At 67.9% G+C, this 22,514-nt stretch carries 20 protein-coding genes and 1 pseudogene; 8 read left to right on the forward strand and 13 right to left on the reverse strand.

The genetic code is table 11. The annotated features are described in order from the left end of the window. Positions 1–47: 47 nt before the first annotated feature. Entirely contained in the window at positions 48–1,286 is a 1,239-nt protein-coding gene (locus tag MRAB57_RS18870; protein ID WP_077088699.1) for an FAD-dependent oxidoreductase, read from the reverse strand. A 57-nt stretch (positions 1,287–1,343) separates the two neighbouring features. Between MRAB57_RS18870 and MRAB57_RS18875 the strand changes: the two genes are divergently transcribed. The 5 genes from MRAB57_RS18875 to MRAB57_RS18895 all read left to right on the forward strand — a co-directional run bounded on the left by MRAB57_RS18875 (position 1,344) and on the right by MRAB57_RS18895 (position 5,690). Further along, a complete protein-coding gene (locus tag MRAB57_RS18875; RefSeq protein ID WP_077088700.1) occupies positions 1,344–1,538 on the forward strand; it encodes a hypothetical protein in 195 nt (64 codons plus the stop codon). A gap of 321 nt (positions 1,539–1,859) precedes the next feature. After that, a complete protein-coding gene (locus tag MRAB57_RS18880) occupies positions 1,860–2,906 on the forward strand; it encodes a sulfate ABC transporter substrate-binding protein (RefSeq protein WP_083743456.1) in 1,047 nt (348 codons plus the stop codon). Beyond that, positions 2,903–3,796: a sulfate ABC transporter permease subunit CysT gene (gene cysT, locus MRAB57_RS18885; RefSeq protein WP_077088701.1), complete on the forward strand. Its 894-nt coding sequence runs from the start codon at positions 2,903–2,905 to the stop codon at positions 3,794–3,796. The genes MRAB57_RS18880 and cysT overlap by 4 nt, the downstream gene beginning before the upstream one ends. After that, positions 3,793–4,611 carry a sulfate ABC transporter permease subunit CysW gene (cysW, locus tag MRAB57_RS18890; RefSeq protein WP_077088702.1) on the forward strand — a complete coding sequence of 273 codons (819 nt, stop codon included), beginning with the start codon at positions 3,793–3,795 and terminating at the stop codon, positions 4,609–4,611. Before cysT ends, cysW begins: the two co-directional genes overlap by 4 nt. Positions 4,612–4,622: 11 nt before the next feature. After that, positions 4,623–5,690, forward strand: coding sequence for a sulfate/molybdate ABC transporter ATP-binding protein (locus MRAB57_RS18895; protein WP_077090690.1), 1,068 nt, complete (start codon positions 4,623–4,625; stop codon positions 5,688–5,690). Between the two features lies 1 nt (position 5,691). Here MRAB57_RS18895 and MRAB57_RS18900 read toward each other — a convergent pair whose 3' ends face one another. The 4 genes from MRAB57_RS18900 to MRAB57_RS29655 all read right to left on the reverse strand — a co-directional run bounded on the left by MRAB57_RS18900 (position 5,692) and on the right by MRAB57_RS29655 (position 9,018). Further along, positions 5,692–6,423, reverse strand: coding sequence for a sirohydrochlorin chelatase (locus MRAB57_RS18900; protein WP_077088703.1), 732 nt, complete (start codon positions 6,421–6,423; stop codon positions 5,692–5,694). Further along, complete coding sequence (locus MRAB57_RS18905; RefSeq protein ID WP_077088704.1) at positions 6,402–7,145, reverse strand: phosphoadenylyl-sulfate reductase; 744 nt, start codon at positions 7,143–7,145, stop codon at positions 6,402–6,404. Before MRAB57_RS18905 ends, MRAB57_RS18900 begins: the two co-directional genes overlap by 22 nt. Then, positions 7,142–8,812: a nitrite/sulfite reductase gene (locus tag MRAB57_RS18910; RefSeq protein ID WP_077088705.1), complete on the reverse strand. Its 1,671-nt coding sequence runs from the start codon at positions 8,810–8,812 to the stop codon at positions 7,142–7,144. Before MRAB57_RS18910 ends, MRAB57_RS18905 begins: the two co-directional genes overlap by 4 nt. 113 nt (positions 8,813–8,925) lie before the next feature. Further along, on the reverse strand, positions 8,926–9,018 hold the full coding sequence (locus MRAB57_RS29655) for an Ms4527A family Cys-rich leader peptide (RefSeq protein WP_425436760.1): 93 nt from the start codon (positions 9,016–9,018) through the stop codon (positions 8,926–8,928). A 173-nt stretch (positions 9,019–9,191) separates the two neighbouring features. Here MRAB57_RS29655 and hemW point away from each other — a divergent pair, with 173 nt between their 5' ends. Continuing rightward, positions 9,192–10,364: a radical SAM family heme chaperone HemW gene (hemW, locus tag MRAB57_RS18915; protein WP_077088706.1), complete on the forward strand. Its 1,173-nt coding sequence runs from the start codon at positions 9,192–9,194 to the stop codon at positions 10,362–10,364. Positions 10,365–10,381: 17 nt separating this feature from the next. Here the strand turns inward: hemW and MRAB57_RS18920 are convergent, their stop codons facing one another. Further along, the gene (locus MRAB57_RS18920) at positions 10,382–11,599 is read right to left on the reverse strand and encodes a sodium-dependent bicarbonate transport family permease (RefSeq protein ID WP_077088707.1); all 1,218 of its coding nucleotides are present in this window, start codon (positions 11,597–11,599) and stop codon (positions 10,382–10,384) included. Positions 11,600–11,868: 269 nt separating this feature from the next. Further along, positions 11,869–12,081 carry a hypothetical protein gene (locus MRAB57_RS18925; protein ID WP_077088708.1) on the reverse strand — a complete coding sequence of 71 codons (213 nt, stop codon included), beginning with the start codon at positions 12,079–12,081 and terminating at the stop codon, positions 11,869–11,871. A gap of 524 nt (positions 12,082–12,605) precedes the next feature. On the opposite strand from MRAB57_RS18925, the gene MRAB57_RS18930 reads away from it, so the two are divergent. Next, the gene (locus MRAB57_RS18930; protein ID WP_077088709.1) at positions 12,606–13,955 is read left to right on the forward strand and encodes a salicylate synthase; all 1,350 of its coding nucleotides are present in this window, start codon (positions 12,606–12,608) and stop codon (positions 13,953–13,955) included. Positions 13,956–13,959: 4 nt separating this feature from the next. Here MRAB57_RS18930 and MRAB57_RS18935 read toward each other — a convergent pair whose 3' ends face one another. From MRAB57_RS18935 to MRAB57_RS18955, 5 genes are read right to left on the reverse strand one after another with little or no spacing between them, the layout of a single operon-like run. Then, on the reverse strand, positions 13,960–14,892 hold the full coding sequence (locus MRAB57_RS18935) for a MerR family transcriptional regulator (RefSeq protein WP_077088710.1): 933 nt from the start codon (positions 14,890–14,892) through the stop codon (positions 13,960–13,962). 7 nt (positions 14,893–14,899) lie between these two features. Further along, entirely contained in the window at positions 14,900–16,402 is a 1,503-nt protein-coding gene (locus MRAB57_RS18940; protein ID WP_077088711.1) for a flavin-containing monooxygenase, read from the reverse strand. Continuing rightward, positions 16,399–17,319 (reverse strand): reductase, encoded by a 921-nt coding sequence (locus tag MRAB57_RS18945; RefSeq protein WP_077088712.1) that lies wholly within the window; start codon positions 17,317–17,319, stop codon positions 16,399–16,401. The genes MRAB57_RS18940 and MRAB57_RS18945 overlap by 4 nt, the downstream gene beginning before the upstream one ends. Before the next feature lie 25 nt (positions 17,320–17,344). Further along, positions 17,345–18,211 (reverse strand): SDR family NAD(P)-dependent oxidoreductase, encoded by an 867-nt coding sequence (locus MRAB57_RS18950; RefSeq protein WP_077088713.1) that lies wholly within the window; start codon positions 18,209–18,211, stop codon positions 17,345–17,347. Between the two features lie 2 nt (positions 18,212–18,213). Beyond that, positions 18,214–19,227, reverse strand: a complete 1,014-nt coding sequence (locus MRAB57_RS18955; protein ID WP_083743458.1) for an alpha/beta hydrolase — start codon at positions 19,225–19,227, stop codon at positions 18,214–18,216. Positions 19,228–19,516: 289 nt separating this feature from the next. Between MRAB57_RS18955 and MRAB57_RS18960 the strand changes: the two are divergent. After that, positions 19,517–20,690, forward strand: a pseudogene (locus MRAB57_RS18960) (PPE family protein, SVP subgroup). 151 nt (positions 20,691–20,841) lie between these two features. On the opposite strand, the gene MRAB57_RS18965 reads toward MRAB57_RS18960, so the two are convergent. Then, positions 20,842–22,485, reverse strand: coding sequence for a (2,3-dihydroxybenzoyl)adenylate synthase (locus MRAB57_RS18965; RefSeq protein ID WP_077088714.1), 1,644 nt, complete (start codon positions 22,483–22,485; stop codon positions 20,842–20,844). Positions 22,486–22,514 lie beyond the last annotated feature (29 nt).

Genomic DNA, 22,514 nt, shown 5'->3' on the forward strand with positions numbered 1-22,514 from the left:
ATCATCTGTGGACCTGCCCGGCGTCCACGGTTTTGCCGAGCCGACGGCTATTGCGCGCTGCGCCTGGCAAACGCGGGTGCGTGCTCGGACAGCGGCCCGATGGCGACCAGGTAGGCGATGAATCGCCGCAACGTCAGCGACCGGCTGACCACGCGTATCGCGCGCGGCGCGTTGGGGTCGCCCCCGGCCACCACGCCGGCAACGACCTGGGCGTGAATCGCGCGTTGCATGGTCTGGATGATCGCCGTCGGTATCCAGCGGCGCGCCTGCACCCGGGCCAGCTGCCGGGTGGACACCCGCCCGGCCAGCAGCGGACCGGCCAACATGCGCGCGGTGGCCACCGCGTCGGCGACCGCCAGGTTGATGCCGACGCCGCCGACCGGCGACATCGCGTGCGCCGCGTCGCCGATGCACAGCACGCCGTCGGAGTACCAGCGCCGCAGCCGATTCAGTTGCACGTCAAGCAGTTTCACGTCGTCGAACGAACTCAGCGTGCCGACCCGGTCGGCCAGCCAGGGCGCCATCTCCACCAGCACCCCGTGCAGCGCCTCGATGCCCTGGCTGCGGATCTCGGCGTCGGCGCCCTTGGGGATGATGTAGGCGATCTGGTAGTAGTCGCCGCGGTCGATCAGGATCACGCCGTGGCCGGACCGGAAGGTGCCGGCGAGACCGCCCGGGTCGTCGGGGTGGCGCGGCAGCCGGAACCACCACACGTCCATCGGGGCGCCGAAGCTGCGTGGCGCCACGCCCAGCGCCGAGCGCACGGTCGACCCGCGGCCATCGCAGGCCACCGTGAGCAGGGCGCGCATCTGCTTGGTTTCGCCGCTCGGGTCGCGGTAGGTGACGCCGACGACGCGGTTGCCGTCGCGGACCAGCCCCGTCACCTCGGTGCTGCGCAGGAGCTGGAAGCCGGGCTCGGCCGCGGCGGCGCTGGCCACCAGCTCCAGGAAGTCCCACTGCGGCACCAGCGCGATGTGCTGATGCGCGCCGGGCAGGCGCGACAGGTCGAGGTCCAGCGGCTGGCCCTGCATCTCCATGTGCAGAGTGTCGACGAGGCGGTGCGGCAGCGCGGCGAACCGCGGCCCCAGGCCCACCTCGTCGAGCAGCCGCAGCGTGCTCGCGTGGACGGTGTCGCCGCGGAAGTCCCGCAGGAAGTCGGCGTGTTTTTCCATCACGGTGACTCTTACGCCCGCGCGCGCCAGCAGCAGGCCGAGCACCACGCCGGCCGGACCGCCTCCGGCGATCAGACAGGTCGTAGCCTCGGGGGACGGGGATGCAGTGGTCATTGGCCGATCTTGACACACCCGTTTCCGGTGCTGGGCCGAATAGATAGTGTGGGGCGGATGAACGGGTTCCTCAATTGGTGGGACGGCAACGAGCTGTGGCTTTCCGGCCTGGCTTTCGTGCTGCAGGCCATGGTGGTGATGCCCGTCGTTCTGGTGGTCGCCTACGTCACCGCCAATGTGCTGGACTCCGTGCTGGGCCGGGGCATCGCGCTGATGCGCCGCGCCCGCCACGCCGACGGGACGCCCGGGTAATCGCTATGCCGCGGTCGCACGTGACCCTGGTGCTCGTCGCGCTGGTGGTGCTCGTCATCGTCGCCTGGCTGCTGACGCACTGAGCCCGGAACGTGTTGCGCCCACGGGTGGCCCGGTGGCGGGCCAACGAATTCCTGTTAGGCTTCGCGCCATGCACCTGACAGCCCGATTCCTGGCCTGTCACCTTTGCGTGCACTGTTGTCGCTGATTACCACCCCGTTGCGCGGTCTGGTTGGAAATAGGCGAATTCTCCTTCAGCTCTGAATGCCTTTCCGCGGTAACGGGAACAAGATCCCTACGTCCCGCACTGGAAGGCCGCGAATGCATCACCGAATCGGCAGCGCACCGCGCTGGCGGTCGTTCCGGCATGCCTGGGCGCTCGCACTGGTGGCCGTAGTGGTGGCCGCGTGCCAGGGCGGCCCGAGCGATGTCGTCGGTGGGGGCGGGCCGTCCAACGCCCGGACCACCATCACCCTGGTTGCCTACTCCGTCCCAGAACCCGGGTGGAGCAAGGTGATTCCCGCGTTCAACGCCTCCGAGGAGGGCAAGGGCGTGCAGGTGATCACCTCGTACGGGGCGTCCGGCGATCAGTCCCGCGGCGTCGCCGAGGGCAAGCCGGCCGACGTGGTCAATTTCTCGGTCGAACCCGACATCACCCGATTGGTCAAGGCGGGCAAGGTTTCCAAGGAATGGAATACCGATGCCACCAAGGGCATTCCGTTCGGATCGGTGGTGTCGCTGGTGGTGCGAAAGGGTAATCCGAAACACATCAAAGATTGGGACGATCTGCTGCGGCCCGACGTCGAGGTCATTACGCCCAGCCCGTTGAGTTCGGGTTCGGCGAAGTGGAACCTGCTCGCCCCCTACGCCGCGAAAAGCGACGGCGGCAGCAATAGCCAAGCGGGCATTGACTTTATCGGCAAGCTGGTGCGCGAACACGTCAAGCTGCGCCCGGGGTCGGGACGCGAAGCCACCGACGTCTTCGTCCAGGGCAGCGGCGACGTATTGATCAGTTACGAAAACGAAGCCATCGCCACCGAGCGGGCGGGCAAGCCCGTCGAGCACGTCATCCCGTCGCAGACCTTCAAGATCGAGAACCCGGTTGCGGTGGTGACCACCAGCCCGCACCTGGACGCCGCGACCGCCTTCAAGAACTTCCAGTACACCGCCGCCGCGCAGAAGGTGTGGGGGCAGGCCGGCTTCCGGCCGGTGGACCCCGCGGTCGCCGCCGACTTCCGCGACCAGTACCCGGCGCCGGCGAAACTGTGGACGATCGCCGACCTGGGTGGCTGGGCAACGGTGGACCCGCAGCTGTTCGACAAGAACAACGGCAGCATCACCAAGATCTATACGAAGGCCACCGGATGACTGGGTCTTTTATAGGCAAGAGCGCCAGTCCCGAGGCGATCCGGCCCGAACTCGAGCACGCCGACGATGGCCTTGCCCAGCGGGCGGACAGGTTCGTCCGGCCGGGGGCCACGTCGCTGCGGATCGGCGTGGCGACGGTGTGGCTCTCGGTGATCGTGCTGCTGCCGCTGGCCGCGATCGCGTGGCAGGCCGCCGGCGGCGGCTGGCACGCCTTCTGGCTGGCGGTCACGTCGAATGCGGCCGTGGACTCGTTCCGGGTGACGCTGACCATCAGCGCCGTGGTCACGGTGATCAACGTCGTCTTCGGATTGCTGATCGCCTGGATCCTGGTGCGCGACGACTTCATCGGCAAGAGACTGGTCGACGCGGTCATCGACCTGCCGTTCGCGCTGCCCACCATCGTCGCCAGCCTGGTGATGCTGGCGCTGTACGGCAACAACAGCCCGGTCGGGCTGCATCTGCAGCACACGGCGTGGGGTGTGGCCATCGCGCTGGCGTTCGTCACCCTGCCGTTCGTGGTGCGCGCCGTTCAGCCGGTGCTGCTGGAGATCGACCGCGAGACCGAGGAGGCGGCGGCGTCGCTGGGGGCCAGCGGCCCGAAGATTTTTACGTCGGTGATCCTGCCGTCGCTGCTGCCGTCGCTGTTGTCCGGTGCGGGCCTGGCGTTTTCGCGGGCCATCGGGGAGTTCGGTTCGGTGGTGCTGATCGGTGGGGCGGTGCCCGGCAAGACCGAGGTCTCGTCGCAGTGGATCCGCACCCTGATCGAGAACGACGACCGCACCGGCGCCGCCGCAATATCCGTTGTCCTGCTGCTGATTTCGTTTGCCCTGCTGTTCTTCCTCCGGATCGTCGGCGCGCGCGCCGCCCGCCGTGAGGAGCGGTCGTCGTGACGTCGTCGCCGTGGGTGCGCTACCTGACACGCTTCGTCGGGCTGGGCTACATCCTTGTCCTGCTGATCATCCCGGTCGCGCTCATCCTGTGGCGGACCTTCGAGCCGGGGCTGGGTCAGTTCTACGATTGGGTCAGCACGCCCGCGGCGATCTCGGCGCTGAACCTGTCGCTGTTGGTGGTGGCCATCGTGGTGCCGTTGAACGTGGTGTTCGGCATCCCGACCGCACTGGTGTTGGCGCGCACCAAGTTTCGCGGCAAGGGAGTGTTGCAGGCCGTCATCGACCTGCCGTTCGCCGTTTCGCCGGTGATCGTCGGTGTCGCGCTGATCCTGTTGTGGGGATCGGCCGGCGCGCTGGGGTTCGTCGAGAAGGACCTCGGGCTGAAGGTCATCTTCGGCCTGCCCGGGATAGTTCTCGCCAGCGTCTTTGTGACGCTGCCCTTCGTGGTGCGGGAAGTCGAACCGGTGTTGCACGAGCTGGGAACCGACCAGGAGCAGGCGGCGGCCACCCTGGGTTCCGGTTGGTGGCAGACGTTTTGGCGGATCACGCTGCCGTCCATTCGGTGGGGCCTGACGTACGGCATCGTGCTGACCGTCGCGCGTACCCTCGGCGAATACGGGGCGGTCATCATCGTGTCGTCCAACCTGCCGGGTAAGTCGCAGACGCTGACGCTGCTGGTCTCGGACCGCTACAACCGCGGCGCCGAGTACGGCGCCTACGCGCTATCGACGTTGCTGATGGGGGTTGCCGTGGTGGTGCTGATTATCCAGGTGATTCTCGATATTCGCCGAGCCCGGGCGAGCAAGGTCGCGTGAAGGAGACGCCGATGACGACCAGACCGACAGAAGACGCGATCGTCGTGCGCGGCGCCAACAAGCGCTACGGCGACTTCGTGGCATTGGACGATGTGGATTTCGTGGTGCCCACCGGCTCGCTGACGGCCCTGCTGGGGCCCAGCGGCTCGGGCAAGTCGACGCTGTTGCGCACCATCGCCGGCCTCGACCACCCGGACACCGGGACCGTGACGATCTACGGCGAGGACGTCACCCGCGTGCCACCGCAGCGGCGCGGCATCGGATTCGTGTTCCAGCACTACGCCGCGTTCAAACACCTGACGGTGCGCGACAACATCGCCTACGGGCTCAAGATCCGCAAGCGGCCCAAGGCCGAGGTCACCGAGAAGGTCAACCAGCTGCTGGAAGTGGTGGGGCTGAGCGGTTTTCAGGGCCGCTACCCCAACCAGCTCTCCGGCGGGCAGCGTCAGCGCATGGCGCTGGCCCGGGCGTTGGCCGTCGACCCCCAGGTGCTGCTGCTCGACGAGCCGTTCGGCGCGCTGGACGCCAAGGTGCGCGAGGACCTGCGCGCCTGGTTGCGCCGCCTGCACGACGAGGTGCACGTCACCACCGTGCTGGTGACGCACGACCAGTCCGAGGCGCTCGACGTGGCCGACCGCATCGCCGTGCTCAACAAGGGCCGCATCGAGCAGGTCGGCTCGCCGACCGATGTCTATGACTCGCCGGCCAATCCGTTCGTCATGTCGTTCCTGGGTGCGGTGTCGACGCTGAACGGCGCGCTGGTGCGCCCGCACGACATCCGCGTCGGCCGCAACCCGCAGATGGCGGTCGCCGGCGGGGACGGCACCGCCGAATCCATCGGCGTCGTGCGCGCCACCGTCGACCGGGTGGTGACGCTCGGTTTCGAGGTGCGCGTGGAGCTGACCAGCGCCGCCACCGGCGGACCCTTCACCGCCCAGATCACCAGGGGTGACGCGGAGGCGCTGGCGCTGCGGGACGGCGACACCGTGTACGTGCGGGCCACCCGTGTTCGGCCGATCACCGACGGCGAGGCGTTCTCTGGCACCGGTGAGGACCAGAGCACGCTGACCTCGGCGTGACTCAGGCCGCGAGCCGCTCGGCCGCCGCCTGATCGAAGCGGTCCAGCACCGTCGCGGCCACCAGCTCGTGCGCGCCCAGCGGCTGCGCCATCGGGATGCCGGCGTGCTCGGCGTAGGCCTGCACCCGGTCGGGCAGCAGCCCCGGCGCCAGGAACCACGGCGCGATGACGGCCCGCCGCGCGCCCTGGCGGCGCAGCCGGCCCAGCCCGTCGGCCAGCGAACGTTCCGGGTGTGAGGCGAACGCGGTGGTGGCCCCCGCCCACGACGTGCCCGCCAACAGCTTTGGCGCGACCCGGCCCGTGCGCGCGTTGACCGCCAGGTCGGAGGTGCCGATCGCCACCACGAGCACGCCGACGCTCTCGTCGAGGCGGGAGACGCCCAATTCCGTCACGCGCCTGCGCAGTACCGAAACCAGCCGCTCGTCCTCGCCGAGCACCGGCGCCTGCCACACGTGTTGGGAGGTAACGCAATTGGCGATCTGGTGGGGAATGTCGACCCGGGCGTGGTAGGCGTTCGCCAGCAGCAGCGGGGTGACGACGGCCGGGCCGTCGAGCGACGTCAGGACGTCGACCAGGCTGGGCGCGCTGTGGTCCAGAAACGCCAGTCGCACATCGAGATTCGGCCGCATTCCGGAAACGGCGGCGGCGACGGCCCGTGCGTTGGCCGCCGACCGTGGATCCTTGCTTCCGTGTGCGGTCAGCACGAGGGTGGTCACGACGCGTGCAACCCGCATTCGGTCTTGGACAGGCCCTGCCACCGCCCGCTGCGCGGATCGGCACCCTCCTGGGGTTTGGCCGTGCAGGGGGCGCATCCGATCGACGGATAGCCTTCGTAGACAAGGGGATTGACCAACACATCGTGCTCGTCGATGTAGGCCTGCAGCTGCTCGTCCGTCCACGCGGCCAACGGGTTGATCTTCACCAGTTTGAAGGCCTCGTCGAAGCTGACGACCGGCGCGTTGGCCCGGGTCGGCGCCTCGACCCGGCGCAGCCCGGTCACCCAGGCGGAGTAACCGCTGAGCGACTTGCCCAGGGGGAGGACTTTGCGCCTGCGGCAGCATTCGCCGGGATCGCGCGCGAACAGGTCCTTGCCCATCAGTTCGTCCTGCTCGGCGACCGTGTTTTCGGGCGTGACGTTGAGAACCCTGATGTCGTAGACGGATTCGACCGCGTCACGGGTGCCGATGGTTTCGACGAAGTGGTAGCCGGTGTCCAGGAAGAGCACCGGGACGCCGGGGCGCACCTTGGACGCCAGGTCCACCAGCACGGCGTCCTGCATGTTGGAGGCGACGACGTACTGGCACGTCGCCCAGCCGCGGGGGCCGTTGACACCGCCGAAGTTCTCGTCGGTCCAGCGCAACAGGTCGGTGGCGCTCGCACCCTCGAGTTCGGCTGCGCCCTTAGCGGCTAGCTCGCGCAGTTCATCCTCGGTCGGCTTGGTCGCCTCGGTGGTCATCGCAGGTCGCCCTCGTCGGCACGCAGGGCCCACTGGGCGAACCGTTCCCCGTCGTTGCGGTGCTTGACGAAGTTGCGCACCACCCGATCGATGTAGTCGCCCAGCTCGTCGGTGGTGACCTTGTGCTGGCGCAGTTTTCGGCCGAATCCGCTGTCCAGGCCCAGGCTGCCGCCCAGATGCACCTGGAAGCCCTCGACCGAGTTGCCATCGCCGTCGTCGACCATCTGACCCTTGAACCCGATGTCGGCGACCTGAATTCGCGCACACGAGTTAGGGCAGCCGTTGATGTTGACGGCGATCGGCACGTCGAGCCGGGAGTTGATGTCTTCCAGGCGGCGTTCCAGCTCGGGCACCAAAGTCTGTGCCTTGACCCGGGTTTCGGCGAACGATAACTTGCAGAATTCAATCCCGGTGCATGCCATCAGGTTCCGGCGCCACAGCGACGGCTGCGACTGCAGACCCAGCGCCTCCAGCCCGGCGATCAGCTCGTCGAGCTTGTCGTCGGGAACGTCCAGGATGACCAGCTTCTGGTGAGGGGTGAACCGGATCCGGTCCGAGCCGGCCGCCTCGGCGAGGTCGGCCACCGCGGTGAGGATGGCGCCGGAGACCCGTCCCGCGATCGAGGCGACGCCGATGGCGTTCAGCCCGTTCTTGAGCCGCTGCACGCCGACGTGATCGATCGGGTGGGTGAGCGGTTGGGGGGCCGGGCCGTCGATCAGCGGGCGCTTGAGGTACTCGGTCTCCAGGACCTCGCGGAACTTCTCGATGCCCCAGTCCTTGATCAGGAACTTCAGCCGCGCCTTGGCCCGCATCCGCCGGTAGCCGTAGTCGCGGAAGATCGAGGTCACCGCGTGCCACACCTCGGGCACCTCTTCGAGCGGCACCCAGGCGCCCACCCGCTGGCCCAGCATCGGGTTGGTGGACAGCCCGCCGCCGACCCACAGGTCGAGTCCGGGGCCGTGCTCGGGATGGTTGACGCCGATGAACGCGATGTCGTTGACCTCGTGCACGACGTCCTGCAGGCCCGAGATCGCGGTCTTGTACTTGCGGGGCAGGTCGGCGAAGTCGGGCTGGCCGATGTAGCGGCGCACGATCTCGTCGATGGCCCAGGTCGGGTCGAGCACCTCGTCGAGCGACTCACCGGCCAAGGGTGAGCCCAAGATCACACGCGGGCAGTCGCCGCACGCCTCGGCGGTCTGCAGCCCGACCTCGGCCAGCCGCCGCCAGATCTCCGGCACGTTTTCGACCTCGACCCAGTGAATCTGCACGTTCTGGCGGTCGGAGATGTCAGCGGTATCGCGGCCGAACTCGGTGGAGATCTGGCCGATCGTGCGCAGACCGGCCGCCGACACCGAGCCGCCGTCGCAGCGCACCCGCATCATGAAGTACTTGGCTTCCAGCAGTTCGGCGTTGTCGTCGCCGGTGAACGAGCCGTCGTAGCCCTGCTCACGCTGGGTGTACAACCCCCACCAGCGCATGCGGCCGCGCAGGTCGTTCTTCTCGATGCTGTCGAAGCCCTCTTTGGCGTAGGTGTTCAGGATGCGATCCCGCACCTCGAGCGGGGGGCCGGCCTGCTTGAACTCTTCGTTGGGGTTCAGCGGCTCGCGCTCTCCCAGCGCCCACTGGCCCTCGCTGCGCGGTGCCTTTGCGGGACGGGCTGTGGTCATTCGAAGGTCTCCTTCGCGAAACTCTTCATGGCGTGGACGCGCAGCTCACCGCTTCATCGGGGTGGGCGCAGATCCGGCGCCATCCTGTGCGGTTGGTGGGCTGGTCTACGACATCAAGGGAGACAGCTACAGCTGCAGACGCGCTTGAGATCGATATGCCGCCGCGCCACCAGCACAACGTGCAGGTAGGGGCTGGCAGCGGTCACCGTGCCATTGTGCCATGGATCTGAAGCGACGACCTAACCAGGTCAAACTTCTTCTCACAGTGATCAAAACTATCGGAGAATCCTGGGTTATTCGACAGACAAACCCCACAATCGGCTGAGAGCGGGCCCAGTCGACACCAGGTGGCCGCCCGGGTGCCGTGGGATCATTTGGCATGGCCGTTCGCGAGGCGCCGGTTGACCTGCCCGGCATGCAACCGAGTCGCGGGCAACCGTTCGGCGTCTACGTGCACGTCCCGTTCTGCATAACGCGGTGCGGGTACTGCGATTTCAACACCTACACACCGGCCGAGCTGGGCGGCGTCAACCCGGACGCGTGGCTGCAGGCGTTGCGGATGGAGCTGGAGCTGGCAGCCGCGCGCCTCGATGCGCCGCCGGTGGACACGGTGTTCCTGGGCGGGGGCACGCCGTCGCTGCTCGGCGGCGAGCGCCTGACGACGCTGCTGAACATGGTGCGCGAGCACTTCGTGCTGGCGCCGGGCGCCGAGATCACCACCGAGGCCAATCCCGAATCGACCTGGCCGGAATTCTTCGAGGCGATCCGGGGCGCCGGCTACACGCGGGTGTCGCTCGGCATGCAGTCGGTGGCGCCGCGGGTGCTGGCCACCCTGGACCGCGTGCACTCGCCCGGCCGCTCGGTCGCCGCGGCGCGTGAGGCGATGGCCGCCGGCTTCGAACACGTCAGCCTCGACCTGATCTACGGCACCCCGGGGGAGACCGACGACGACCTGCTGCGCTCGGTCGAGGCGGCGATCGAAAGCGGTGTCGACCATCTGTCCGCCTACGCCCTGGTCGTCGAGGAGGGCACCGCCCTGGCCCGACGGGTCCGCCGCGGCGAACTCAGCGCCCCCGACGACGACGTGCTGGCGCACCGGTATGAACTGCTCGACACGAGGCTCGCCGAGGCGGGGTTGACGTGGTACGAGGTGTCCAACTGGTCGCGGCCGGGCGGTGAATGCCGGCACAACCTCGGCTACTGGGACGGCGGCCAGTGGTGGGGTGCGGGTCCGGGCGCACACGGGTATATCGGCACCACGCGATGGTGGAACGTCAAGCACCCCAATGCTTATGCGCAGCTGCTGGCCGAGGCCACGCTGCCGGTGGCGGATTTCGAGCAGCTCGGTGCCGAAGCCCTGCACACCGAGGAGGTGCTGCTGAAAACCCGCCTGCGGCAAGGGCTTCCGCTGGACGGCCTAGACGACGCCGAGCGCGAGCGCGCCAAAGCCGTTGTCGCCGATGGGCTGTTGGTGCCCGACGGCGACCGGCTGGTCCTCACCCCGCGCGGACGGCTGCTGGCCGACGCGGTGGTGCGAACCCTGCTGGGCTGACGGTGTGGCGGGCGCCGTCAGACGCCGTACCAGCGCTCGACGATGCGGGCGATCTCGATGTAGAGCGGGATGCCGACCGTCACGTTGTAGGAGAACGTCAGGCCCAGCGACGCGGCCAGCGGCAGCGTCGGGCTCGCCTCCGGGATGGCCAGTCGTTGCACCGCGGGGACGGCGATGTAGGACGAGGCGCCGCACAGCACCGCGAACAGCACGTAGGTCCCCGACTTGAAATCGGAGTGGGTCAGGCTGGCGTAGGTGCAGGCGACGAAGATACCCAGTGTGGCAAAGACATTCGGCGCCAGCAGCGCGAAGAAGATGAAGCCGGGTCCCGCCGTCCTGAGGTCTTTCAGCTTGCGCGAGGCCGTCATGCCCATCTCGAGCAGGAACAGGCAGAGTACGCCCTGGAACGCCATGACGAAGAACTTGTCGTCATCGGCAACGACCTTCTGGCCCTGCAGCCCACTGACGAGGCCGATGATGATGCCGCCGAACAGCAGCACCAGCCCGGGATTGAGGAAGACCTCCTGGAAGAGCTCGCGCGAGAACATGGACTGTTTCTTGCCGGGCTTGGCGGCCGGGCTCGCGTCGAGTTCCTCACTGTGCTCGCCCTTTTCGAGGGAGAGCTCGAGTTCCTCCTCGACTTCCAGGCTGTTGCCGTGTGACGGCCGCGCCGCCGTGCCGGGCCCGACACCGACCTTGACCGGCGTGTAGCCGGGCTCGTCGGCCATGTTGCCGGCCGCGTCCATGCCCTGGTGCCGCAGCCGGGCGACCAGGTACAGCGCCACCAGGCAGCCGGGCACCTCCATGACGGCCAGCATCACGGGCATGTAGGCGTCGAAGGCGATGCCCACGGCGGTCAGGACGGCCACGCACGTGGCAAACGTCCCGGCCGAGTCGGACCCGTAGTAGCCGGCGATCGTCGCCCTGTCTATTCGCCGCAACTTGGTCAGCCAGCTCAGCAGGAAGTAGGCGAGTACGCCGATGATGAAGTCCAGCACGAAGCCCAACACGATGAAGCCGACGATGACCAAGACGCTGGACTGGCTGATCTTCGCGAGCTCTTCGCCCCCGTGCCAGCCGATTGCCAGCAGCAGGTACATGGTCAGGCCCTGATAGATCACATAGGGAAACTCGAACCGCACCTTCAAGATGGGAATCAGGAATCCGAAGTAGAAAAACAGCAACAGCGGCTTGAACAGGTTGTGCGTGAAGTTGTCCCAGAACTCTTGAAGCATCGGTGCCTCCCTAATGGATTCCTGCGGTCATCCTGGGGAAGCACCGTCCGTAAGCGGGCAACCACGAACCGTCCCGACGACCGAGGAAAACTTAGCTGTGCCGCTGTTGATCCGCCACTCGAAAAATTCGGGAAAAAGCCAGGCAAATCGCAGGTTCACAGGAAGGGGTTAACCCCGTGAAAGACCAGGTCATAACCGTCCTGGTGGGCCCGGGATGGGGCCATTCACGGCAAGGTCAGTGTGAGTTTGCTGTGGGTCTGCTGTCAGCGTTAAGGGGTGGACGAAATTAGCGAGGGCCGCACGCCGGTGCCCCTCTTGCGATGCGTCACCGACAGCCACGCCGACGGTGAATAGTGCGTCGTTATTTCCTCAAATCCGTCAACTCTGGAAACGGAAAGTACGCCGGTTTCTTGGTTGATTTCCAGTTCATCACCGTCGGATCCCTGTACTTCTTCACCGTTCGCGAGTCGGATTACGAACACAGGCTTTCCTCTCGAATCCAGGGATTCTTGCCAGCGGTCAAGTGTTAGCTGGGTGGCCGACACCCGACGCATTAATCTTCTGTTACGACTTCCTCTCAAGCCCCCCGAAAGCCCCCGAGCCCGCCGGGCGTTGCGCGAAGGCGTCTTCGCGGGAGTCGGCCGAGCCACCTCGGAAAATGCCGGATGGCGGGACGGCTCAGGTTACGGTAACCGGTCGCTGGGTCGCCCGTCGGTGAACGACCGGCAAACGTTTCGGGTATTCCTGGTCGACGGATGGGGCGGTGCACCGAGCCGGCGATGCCCGGCACGGGGCCGCTGAGCTGTGCAAACCGCGCCGCGTGCGACCCCGGCAACCGGTTTGCTGAACGCCGCCGAGAAGGTGCCGTCAGGCCGGTCAACGGTTTGTCTCGCGCCGAGACGAAATACGACGCCACCGCCACTGTGGCAACCGCGTGCAATAGGTGACCGACATCGCTCGACAGGGGGCGTGTGGACTTTCATAGGTTAGGCTACATTTACTAGCTGTGACCGACGTCAGCGTAGAGACAACTTCCCCCGGCATTGTGTCTCCGCCGATTCCCCTCCCCGCACACATCGATCCTGCCGATCTGGCAGCCGCGCTCGCCGCGGTGCTGCCCGAGCGAGTCGGCGACGAGTATTTGCTCTATGAGCATGGCGGTCAGTGGGTTCTGGCCAGCGGTGTGCACGCCATGGTGGAACTGGACAGCGAAGAAGTGCGCGTCATCCGCGACGGGGTGATCCAGCGACAATCGTGGACCGGGCGACCCGGGCCCATGCTCGGCGAGGCCGTCGATCGATTGTTGCTGGAGACCGACGAGTTGTTCGGCTGGATCGCGTTCGAGTTCGGCGTCTACCGCTACGGGCTGCAGTCGCGGTTGGCGCCGGCGACCCCGCTGGCCCGGGTCTTCTCGCCGCGGGCCCGCATCGTGGTGACCCACGAGGACGTTTCGTTCTTCGGTGAGGCCGCCGGGCACCGCGCGGCCGTCCTCGAATTGCTTCGCCACGGCGTGCCCGACGTGGCCGACGCGTCCGGGATCGACGTCACCCCGGACGACTCCGACTATCGCGGACGGGTGGCGACGGCAGTCTCCGAGATCGCCGCGGGCAGCTACCACAAGGTGATCCTTTCCCGCAGCGTGGAAGTGCCGTTCGCGCTTGACTTCCCGTCGAGCTACCGGCTGGGGCGCCGACACAACACCCCGGTGCGTTCGTTCCTGTTGCGGCTGGGCGGGATTCGCGCGATCGGCTACAGCCCCGAGCTGGTCACCGCCGTTCGCGATGGTGAAGTCGTGACCGAGCCGCTGGCCGGCACGCGCGCCTTCGGCCGTGGCGCGGCGCACGACCGCGAGGCCCGAAATGACCTCGAGTCGAACTCGAAAGAGATTGTCGAGCATGCTATTTCGGTACGAAGCTCGCTGCAGGAGATCAGCGAGGTCGCCGAGCCGGGCACCGCGGTGGTCACCGATTTCATGACGGTGCGGGAGCGGGGGAGCGTGCAGCACCTCGGCTCTACGATCAGCGCCCGCCTGGATTCGTCGAGGGACCGGATGGACGCGCTGGAGGCGCTGTTTCCGGCGGTCACCGCGTCGGGCATCCCGAAGGCCACCGGCGTCGACGCCATCCTCCGGCTCGACGAGGGGCCGCGCGGTCTGTATTCGGGTGCGGTGGTGCTGATTTCGGCCGACGGCGGGCTGGATGCCGCGCTGACCCTGCGCGCCGCCTACGAATGCGACGGCAAGACATGGCTGCGGGCCGGTGCCGGCATCATCGAGGAGTCCAACCCCGAGCGCGAGTTCGAGGAGACCTGCGAGAAGCTGTCCACGTTGGCGCCGTATCTGGTTGCGCGCCAGTAGGTTCTCAGTTCGCCTTCCGCCGCGCGGCGAGCTCGTCGGGGACGGCCTCGGGTGATTGTTCGAGATAGTCGGCGAGGATGCGGCTGACCAACGACTCGATGTTGGATTCGATCGAGGACGCGAGCGTTGCCGTGACGGTCGACACCGCCTGGGTGCGGAACCGGACCAGCATGGTGATCAGCTCCGCCACCTCGGCGTCGGCGGGCAGCGCCTGGCCGGGCTTGATCTTGTCGATGACGTGTTCGGCGCCCGCGCGCACCAGCAGGTCGCTGATCTTGTCGATCTCGGGCACGATCTGCTCGTGCAGGTCGACGAGCTTCGCCAATTCGACGCCGTAGCCGCGGATCTCGTTGAACGCCTCGATCAGCTTGGGACGGTTGACGGTCGCCCGCTCGCCGTCGACCCGGATCACCTGCAGCGCGACCAGCCGCTCGAACGCGGTCGGGTCGTCGACGAGGCGCTGGGCGTCGGCGAGCGGCATGGTCTCCGGCTTCTCGGTGGTCCAGCTGCCCACGATGGCCGTCTCCAGGCCCAGCACGTCGCCCAGGTTCTTGCCCTCTTCCCATGCGCTGAGCATCTCCCGCACGTGCGCGATGTTGTAGCCGCGGTCGAGCATCGAGGTGATCAGCCGCAGCCGGGTCAGGTGCGTGTCGTTGAACAGCGCGATGCGGCCGACCCGCAGCGGCGGCGGCAACAGCCCGCGGTCGCGGTACACCCGGATGTTGCGGGTGGTGGTGCCGGCCAGCCGGGCCAGGTCGTCGATCCGGTACTCCCCGGAGGCCGCGACCCCCTGCGGATGCCGCGCGGCCGCGTCGAAGAGCTGAGACACCGCGTTCTCGATGAAGTCCCGCGATTGGCGCCGAACGCGTTTGGGCGCCCGCCGCACGTTGTAGAGGACGCTGGCGACCGTGCCGGGTTCCGGTCGGTTCTGTGCCATCTCGGCCTCAGGCGCTGGAGGTGACGCGCGCCGTGGCCCGGCGCGCCACCGCCTGGTAGTCCGCGTAGCGGAAATCGCTCATCTGGCGAAGATACTGCGTCGCGAAACCGGGATACATCGAGCCGTTGAATCCGTCCTTGGTGAGGTACCAGCTGCGGCAGCCCGACATCCAGGTCGTCTTGGTCAGCCGGCGCTGGATGTTCTCGTTGTGGCGCAGCTGGACTTCGGCGCGCACATCGAGGTAGCGCAGATCCTCGTCGAGGATGGTGCGGATGCCGCGGACCGCGTAGTCGAGCTGGCCCTCGATGTAGACCAGCAGCGAGTTGTGGCCGGGCCCGGAGTTGGGGCCGGTCATGAAGAACAGGTTCGGATAGCCATGCGCGTTGATGCTCTTGTAAGCCTGTGCGCCGTCGGCCCATTCGTCGGCCAGCGAGCGGCCGCTGATACCGGTGACGGCGAACGGCGGCCCGGCGAGGTGGACGTCGTAGCCGGTGGCGAACACGATGCAGTCGAGGTGGTGCTCGATGCCGTCGCTGGTGCGGATGCCGACCGGGCTCAGCGTCGCGATGGGCCAGGAGATCAGCTTGCAGTTGTCGCGCTGCAGCGCGGGGTAGTAATCGCTGGAGACCAGCATGCGCTTGCAGCCGGGCGCGAAATCCGGGGTCAGCTGCCGACGCAACCACGCGTCTTTGACCGTGGCACGCAGATGGGCCTGGCCGAGCCGCGCCACCAGCGACGTGAGCGGGGTGTCCCACACCAGGGCGGTCGCGCTGGCTTCATGACCCCAGAACAGCGCCTGGCGGGCAAGCTGTTGGACGGCAGGGACTTTGGCGAACAAGGCCTGCAGCGCCGCCGGGGTCGCCATGTCCAGGCGGGGCAGCACCCAGCCGGGGGTGCGCTGGAAGACCTTGACGAACCCGGCCCGCTTGACCAGTTCGGGAACGATCTGGATGGCACTGGCGCCGGTACCGATGACGGCGACCCGCTTGTCCGTGAAGTCGTAGTCGTGATCCCAGCGGGCGCTGTGGATCTTGTGCCCCTTGAAGGTGTCCAGGCCGCGGATCTGCGGGAAGCTGACGTCCGACAGGGGACCCGACGCGAGCACGACGGTGCGGGCCCGAAAACGTTTGCGGTTCTTGGTCTTGACCGTCCACACGCCGTCGTCCTCGTCGAAGGTCAGGTCGTTGACCTCGTGGGAGAACCGGATGTGACGGCGGATGTCGAACTTGGTCGCCATGTCTTCCAGATGCCGGCAGATTTCCGGGGCTGGTGAGTACGTTCGCGACCAGGCCGGGTTCTTGACGAAGGAGTACGAGTACAGCAGCGACGGGACGTCACAGCTGGCCCCGGGATAGGTGGTGTCGCGCCAGGTTCCGCCCACCCGGTCGGCCCGCTCCAGGATGACGATGTCGGTGATACCGGCCTCGGCCAACCTGATTGCGGTGCCGAGCCCGGTGAAGCCGGCGCCGACGATCAGGGTTGCGTAGGTGTGGTCGTTGCTCATGATCACGCCGCCGGGTCGTGGGTGAGTTCCCGAGACCAGCTCGGCATCGGCCTCAGCAGCGGCTTGGGATAGAAGTCCGACAGCCACACCATGGAATTGGCCAGCAGCTGATACGGGTGCTTGGGGTTGACCACCCACATGCCGTGCCGTTTGAGCAACTTGTAGGTGGGCACCCGTCGGGTAAGTTCGCCCCGGTCGCCGAGTTGCTTGAAGCGATTGACCGCGTTGAACAGTCGCTCGGCGTCCATCCCCATGCCGGCCATCTCGTTGCGGACCCGGTTCAGCAGCGGCACGTACATGACCATGCCGAGGATCAGGCCCGGGGAGGCGAACCGGCCGACGAGCTCGATGGCCAGCCGGCGGGCTTTTGCGTTGCCGATCATCTCCAGCACCTCGAAATCGACGGTGATGTGCCGTGATTCGTCGTTGTTGATCTTCTCGAACACCTGATGGCAGACCGGGTCTTCCACGGATTCCAGCAGGAACTTCAGCAGCGCGCCGTCGAGTGCCACCTCCAGCATCGGGATCACGGTGCCCAGCACCGACAGCGGCATGTCGTCGGCGAAGGTGTCCAGCCACTCGATGGCCAACCGGATGTTGACGTTGGGAGTGGGGATTTCGCCGTCCTCGAGCATGCCCCAGCGCTTCATCAACGCCAGTTCGGCATTGGCGTGGCGCTGCTCCTCGGCGTGGAAGTACCGGTAGATCTCGGCGATGGTCGGGTCGGGCGCCTTCTTCGCCAGCGCCGCGAAGCCGCGCGCGCCGATGTTCTCGATCCAGCACAGGTCGGCCATGAACGCCTTGAGCTTGGGCCGGAATTCGGGCTTGATGGTCTCGGCGCCCGGTGCGTCCCAGTCGATGTCGGCGAGCGCCCACTGCCGATCCTTGATCTTGGCGAGCATGGCTTCCATGTCGATGGACACCAGCAGCCCCTTCCCCTCGGGTTTATCAGTGCATGTTCGCGCGGGACACCAGGCCGGTAACCCGTGTATATGTATGTGGGGCAATGCGTTTGACGCCCCAGCCGAACTTGGCGTCGAGCTGCGGCATGCAGTAGAGCTCGCCGCGGTCGTGCGCGTCCAGGCAGGTCCGCGCCACCTTCTCCGCCGAGAGCCCGGTCCAGCGCATCAGCTTGGTGGCCAGCTCGGTGGATTCCTGGGTGATGCGGCCCGATTCGAGGATGTTGGTCTTGACGAACGTCGGGCACAGCACGGTGACCCGTATTCCGGTGCCGGACAATTCGGCGGCCAGGGTTTCCGAAAGCGAAAGCACACCGGCCTTGCTGACGTTGTAGGCGGCCATGCCGGGGGCCGCGCCGAACGCGGCCGCTGAGGCGACGTTGATGATCCCGCGGGGGCCATGCCCAGAACTCGTAGGCCCGGCGTCGCGCAGGATCGGCGCGAACACGTGGCAGCCGTGGATGGGGCCCCACAGGTTGATGCCCAGGGTCCACGCCCAATCGTCAAGGGGCACATCGCCGATCGCCGCGCCGCCGGCGCCGACGCCGGCGTTGTTGATCACCAGCGTGGGCGGGCCCCCCAGCCATGACTGCGCCTGTTCAGCCAGCGCGCTGACGTCGTCGATTTGCGAGACGTCGCAGCGGACTGCCGTCGCCTTCGCGCCTTGATCGGCGATCGACGCGGCCGTCGCCTGGGCCCGGGCCTCGTCGATGTCGCTGCACACCACCGCGCCACCGCGACGGGCGAGTTCGACGGCGAACGCCGCACCGATCCCGCTGCCCGCGCCGGTCACCACTGCCGCGGCGCCGTGGCTGGTTTTGGGTTTGCCCAGCAGCCTGTCCAGGGGTCCGATCATCGTCAGCCCGCCTCGGTTTTGGCGGCCCGCGCATCCTGCAGTGCGTGGGCGACGAACCGCGCGACGTAGGCCATGGCCTTGGCCGCTTCGGGCGCCATCCGTGGCAGCGCCTGGAAGACGTGGACTTGGTGCGGCCAGACCTGCAGTTCGCAGCGCCCGCCCGCCGCCTTGATGTCGGCGGCCAGCTGCCGCGCGTCGTCCTGCAGCATTTCGGCCCCGCCGGCCTGGATCAGCGTCGGCGGCAGCATCGCCCCGCCCGCGACGTCGAGCGTCAACCGGGGATGGGCGAGGTCGACGCCGGGGTGATACAGCGCGACCAGGCGGGCCGCGTCGGCCACCCGGACGGCGGGATCGCGGCGGATCGCCTCGCGCGCCAGCGACAGCGCGAAGGTCATGTCGATCAGCGGCGAGAACAGCACCAGCGCGGCGGGGGAGCTGACGGTGACCTCGGGCTGCAGCAACAGGTCGACCGCCAGATGGCCGCCAGCCGAATCACCAGCGACCACAATGCGTTTCGCGGGCACGTCGCAGGCTTCGACCAACCAATCCCAGCCCGCGCGGACATCGTCGGCGGCGGTGGGGAAGCGATAGCGTGGCGCCAGCCGGTAGTCCACGCTGAATACCGGCAACCCGGTCAGCGACGACAGCCAGGATGTCAACCGGCGGTGGGTTTTTGGCGAACACATGGCGTAGCCGCTGCCGTGCACGTAATAGATCGCTTCGCTAACGGTCGAGGAACGCCGATGCTCGCTCGTCGGCGTGCGCGGCCCGTACACCCATTCGCCCTTGACGCGGCGGCCGTCGGGCAACCTGGCGTCGACCTGTTGAACGCGGGTTCCCGCCAGCGACGGTCCGAAGGTGTCCATGACTCGCGCGATGATCTGGCGCGACAGCCAAATTCCCCATGCCCGCTCGGCCGGCAACAGCCCGCCGATCGGCCGCAGCGTGTACGTGCTGACCGCTGCCGCGCCGCGGGACCGCAATGATCCACGAGCCGGGACGACGATGTCCGCCATGCCAGAAGTCAACCGCAAATGGTGACATTCGTCAATGGCAGTATTGCCGTGTGTCGCGTCGGCCCGGCCTGTGAACCTGACCACTATTCGCCGGCTTCGTCGCGTCGGCACCAAGGCGCCTGCACCGCGATACCCAGCGGAAAGGTCGGTGGCAAAAGGAGATTGGCGAAGCGTCTTCGACGGCGCGCACCGCCGGCGTGAGGATTAAAACTTGCGGGCTGCGTGGTACGTACCGGGGCGTGATGGAGGCGGCACCATGGACGCCTCCCCGAATTCCAGGGGAAACGCAATGCATTTTGCGGTGTTGCCCCCGGAGGTGAACTCCGGGCGCATGTACGCCGGCCCCGGCGCGGGGTCGATGCTGGCCGCCGCGACGGCATGGGATGAATTGGCCAACGAGCTGCACACCACGGCGGCGCAGGCCAACCAGGCCGGGCGCCCAGGCGAAGGCCGCCGCGTCCGCCTACGAGTCGGCCTTCGCGATGACGGTCCCGCCGGCGGTGATCGCGTCCAACCGCGCCGAGTTGACGTCGCTGATCGCGACGAACCTGATGGGCCAGAACGCCGCGGCGATCGCGGCCAACGAGGTCGCCTATTCGGAGATGTGGGCCCAGGACGTCACGGCAATGTATTCCTACGCCGGCGAGGCGAAGGCGGCCGCGCAGGTCAGTCCGTTCACGCCGCCGCAGCAGACCACCAATCAGCAGGGACTCGGCGCGCAGGCCGCCGCGACGGCCCAGGCCGCCGGGACCTCGGCTGGGCACGCACAGACGGCGCTGTCCAGCGGCCAGGTGATGTCGACGGTGCCGAACGCGCTGCAAACGCTCACCACATCGTCGGAGTTGTCGGAGTTCAGCAATCCGTACGACGTGATCTCGCTCGGCTCCGGATTGTTCGGAAACGGCCTTGGGCTGCTCGGGTTTTCGGGTACGGCGGGGTTCATCTCCGACGCGGAACACAAGATCGGCGGGACCAAGGTGGTCTCAGCGCCCCAGCCGCAACTGGGCGCGGCGGCGCGGCAGCCCGAGCCGGCGACGACGGTCTCGGCGGGCCGCGGCCGGGCGGACGCGCTCGGCAAGCTGTCGGTGCCGCAGGGGTGGGCCAGCGGGGCCCCGGAGATGCGGCTGGTTGCCGCGGAGTCACCCAGCGCCACTCCGGCTCCGGCGGGCCGCGGCCTGCTCAGCGGAATGCCGCTGTTCGGCGGCGCCCCGCTGATGTCCCTGGCGGGACGCGACGCGGCCGATTCCCGCAGCCGCAGGGCCGACAAGGGGGAGGGCGCTCGGGTGGGTGCCGCCGTGATCCCGATCGGTCGCGACGAAAAGCCGGCCGGCCAGGGGGCCGCAACCGCCGCCGGTATGCGCGAAATGACCGATCTGCTCGGCAAACTCGCCGAGCTCCGCGACAGTGGCGCCCTGACTGACCAAGAGTTCGCCGAGCAGAAGCAACGCCTGCTTGGGGGTTGAGTTTGGCCGCCTCGCCCGCTGGGTTTGCGGTGGCGGTACTGGGTGTGCCCTGACGGCGGCGACACGCCGAGGCGCCCCGCCCTGGGTGCACACCGAAATCCGTAATTGCACACCGACGGTCGTCACCGCACACTCGGCACACCGACGGGCGTTAATCCGCGTCGGTGACCTGACGGATGATCGCCTTCTTGTCGATCTTCCCGATCGGCGTGGTCGGCAGCGCCGGCAGCGCGACCAACATGTCGGGTCGCGCGTGCGCGGCGACCCCGCGCTCGTCGAGGTAGGCGTTTAATTCGGCCAGGCTGATCGGCGGACCGGTGAAAACGACCGCAGCGCAGATCTTTTCGCCAAGGTACGGGTCAGGCAGCGCGACGGCCGCGGCCGAGAAGATCGCCGGGTGGGTCAGCATCCGCTCCTCGAGGTCCTGGGCGGCGACGGTCTCGCCCGCGCGGGTGATCACGTCCTTGATCCGGCCGGTGACCACCAGGTTGCCGTCGTCGCGGCGGCGGATCAGGTCGCCGCTGCGGTAGAACCCGTCGGGATCGAAGCTGCGCTCGTTGTCGCGCTCGGCGCGGAAGTAGCCGTTGAGCGTGGAGGGGCCGCGCACCAGCAGCTCGCCCTCGACGCCGGGGCCCACCGCCGCGCCCGTGCCGTCGACGATGCGCAGTTCGTCGTCCGCGCACAGCGGCCGGCCCTGGGTGTTCTCCACGACCTCGACCGGGTCGTCCAGGCGGGTGTAGTTCAGCAGCCCCTCGGCCATCCCGAACACCTGCTGCAGGCCCGGGGTCAGCGTGTCACGGACCCGGCGGGCGTCGTCGGCCTCCAGCTTGGACCCACCAACTTGTAACAGTCGCAAGGTCTTTGGCGTCACCGGCTCCCAGTCGCAGGCCTGCGCCCACAGCTTGGCCAGCGCGGGTACCAGCGCGGTGACGGTAACGCCGTGGTTCGCGATCGCCGCGAAGGCGGCCTCGGGGCTGGGGTCGGTGCCGAACACCGTGGTGGCGCCCGCGGCGATGGCGCCGAGCAGCCCGGGGCAGGCCAGCGGGAAGTTGTGCCCCGCCGACAGCAGCACCAGATAGACGTCGTCGGGACCCAGCCCGCAGAGTTCGGCGCTCGCGGTCGCGTTGAACACGTAGTCGTCGTGGGTGCGGGGGATGAGCTTGGGCAGTCCGGTGGTGCCCCCCGAAACAAGCAGCAGCGCAGGCGAATTCGGGTCGACGGGCGGCGTCGCGGGGTCGGCGGAGGCCGCCGAGCGCAGCTCGCGCCACGAGACGAATTCCTCGGGGTCGCCGTCGACGATGACGTGCTTCAGGCCGGGGTGATCGGCGACCAGGCCGCGCGCCATCGGCCGGTAGTCGAATCCGCTTGCCATATCGGCGATCAGCAACCCGGTGGCCCCGCTGACGACGGCGAAATGCGACAGCTCCGCGGCCCGGTGGCCGGGCAGGCACATCACCGGTATCGCCCCCGCGCGCAGCAGCCCGAACAGCGCGACCGCGAACTGCGCGGTGTTCGGCAGCTGCAGCAGCACCCGGTCGCCCGGTGCGATCCCCACGCCGCGCAACCCGGCGGCGGCGCGGTTGGCCGCGTCGTGCAGCCCAGCAAACGTCAGGCCCGAGCCCCGGTCCGCCCTTGTGTCGCGCACCGCGATTTTGTCTGGCCACCGCGCCGCCGCGTCCGTCAGGATGGTGTCCAGGGGGCGTCCCGTCCAGTAGCCCGCGGCCCGGTAGGCGGCCGCTCGGTCGGCAGGGAACGGCACGAAGCCTTCCAGGGGCTGCGCTGTGTTCGGGATCACCTGGGTTCCTTAGAGGGGGGCTTGGTAGC

Origin of the sequence: Mycobacterium rhizamassiliense (assembly GCF_900157375.1) — a bacterium.
GTDB classification, from domain to species: Bacteria; Actinomycetota; Actinomycetes; order Mycobacteriales; family Mycobacteriaceae; genus Mycobacterium; species Mycobacterium rhizamassiliense.